Raw genomic sequence first — 1,925 nt, forward strand, 5'->3', positions numbered from 1 at the left:
CGGTGTGCCACGAACGCTGAGAGGAGCTTTATGTAGGCGAAGTTCTGAAAGCGGTGCTGTGCAAGAGATGAAGGTATGGCCCTTCGGAGCCGCCCTGCGGGGGGAGGCTTCAAACTGCCACATGCTGCGTTGGCTAAAGACCGTCGTGGTGAGCGATGTGGAAAAGGCGTCCAAGAGGCGTCAGGTGGGGAACAGGAAGACGAACGCAAGTGAACCACTGCAGAAGTGTCGTTATCGAATTAAGCGGCATCAAAACCGGGAGTTATCGTTTGGCGCCCGGGATAAGTCTGGCGGAAACCCGTTTACTGGCCAGGCGGTGTCCGGCATGAAGGTGGCGTGAGCCTGTTCTGCTGCTCTTGCATGGAACGTGGGAAGGCGTGTCTTGATACGGCGTCCCAAATAGGGGCGCGATAGGGAGCTCTCCAAGCGGATGAACCGCGAGGAGCTGAGTACCGTCGCGAGACACGCTGGCGGACCGGCCCGTAGTAGTGCTGAAGCCCCTGTAACGGGGGTGGAGCGAAGGGACCGGGTCATCTGTGGCTGTGTGGATCTGGTCAACCGGAAGTTCTCCGGGAGGAGCCGATGGACAAGCTGAAGTCTCCGAACAAGCCGTTCGAGATTTATAAGTGGGAGGTCGTGGAGGCTTATCGGGACGTCAAAAGAAATCAGGGTGCACCAGGAGTGGACGGGCAGTCCATTGCGGACTTCGAGAAGGATCTCAAGGGAAACCTTTACAAGATCTGGAATCGAATGTCCTCAGGGACTTACTTCCCTCCTCCGGTGCGTGGTGTAGAGATTCCGAAACAGCATGGCGGCGGAACTAGGATGCTCGGCATCCCTACCGTCGCCGACAGGGTCGCACAAACAGTTGTTGCCCGGCATCTTGGAATTCGAGTGGATCCGATTTTCCATGAAGATTCGTACGGATACCGGCCTCGGCGATCTGCCCTGGATGCGATTGAGACGTGCCGACGCCGCTGCTGGAAGCGCGACTGGGTGATCGATCTGGACATCCAGAAGTTCTTCGACAGCGTCCGTTGGGACCTCATTGTCAAGGCTGTGGAGGCCCACACTGACGCCGTTTGGGTGAAGTTGTATGTGGACCGGTGGCTGCGCGCCCCGCTCCAACTGCCCGACGGCTCCTTGCAGAAACGAGACCGAGGGACTCCACAGGGTTCAGCGGTTTCGCCCGTGCTGGCGAACCTGTTCATGCACTACGCGTTCGACACCTGGCTCGCCCGGACGTTCCCGGGAATCCAGTTCGAGCGCTACGCGGATGACGCAGTCGTGCACTGCGGCTCCGAGCGCCAGGCCCGTCAGGTCCTGGAAGCGTTGGAGCGCAGGATGGAAAACGTCGGGCTGCGTCTGCATCCCGACAAAACCAGGATTGTGTATTGCAGGGATGGAAAGCGGCGGGGTTCGCATGAATACACGTCGTTCACATTCCTTGGCTACACATTCCAAGCCCGCGAGGCGTGGAGCAAGCAGGGTCGGAAGAATTTCACCGCCTTCTTGCCTGCGATCAGCAAGAACGCTCTGAAGAAGATCAGCAGAGAAATTCGCTCCTGGCGAATTCACATGCGGATACACATGACGCTCCAAGAGATCGCGCGGTGGGTCAACCCCATCGTCCGTGGCTGGATGCAGTACTACGGCGCGTACTACCGCTCTGCTCTGCATCCCCTCCTGACGCGCATCAATGCCTACCTGATGCGTTGGGTCCGCAAGAAATATCGACGGCTCCGGACATTCAAGAAAGCTCACGCGTGCTGGAAGCGGGTTACGAAACAGTATCCAAGTCTTTTCGCTCAGTGGGCATGGACTCCGATGTTCTGGTGATCAAGATGGCAAGAGCCGTGTAACGGGAGACTGTTACGCACGGTTCTGTGGGAGCCCGGGGGTGAAATTCCCCCGGGCGACCCAAC

Annotated in this window: 1 protein-coding gene; it reads left to right on the forward strand. The window is 58.4% G+C overall.

The genetic code is table 11. The features are described from left to right. Nucleotides 1-582: 582 nt before the first annotated feature. Nucleotides 583-1,839 (forward strand): group II intron reverse transcriptase/maturase, encoded by a 1,257-nt coding sequence (gene ltrA / locus ACGFU7_RS47990; protein WP_393705115.1) that lies wholly within the window; start codon nucleotides 583-585, stop codon nucleotides 1,837-1,839. The last annotated feature ends 86 nt before the right edge of the window (nucleotides 1,840-1,925 follow it).

The organism is Streptomyces sp. NPDC048473 (genome assembly GCF_043200155.1).
GTDB lineage: Bacteria > Actinomycetota > Actinomycetes > Streptomycetales > Streptomycetaceae > Streptomyces.

Excerpts from the sequence above, each read along its gene's own strand:
- ltrA (WP_393705115.1), top strand. The coding sequence starts at position 583 with ATGGACAAGCTGAAGTCTCCGAACAAGCCGTTCGAGATTTATAAGTGG.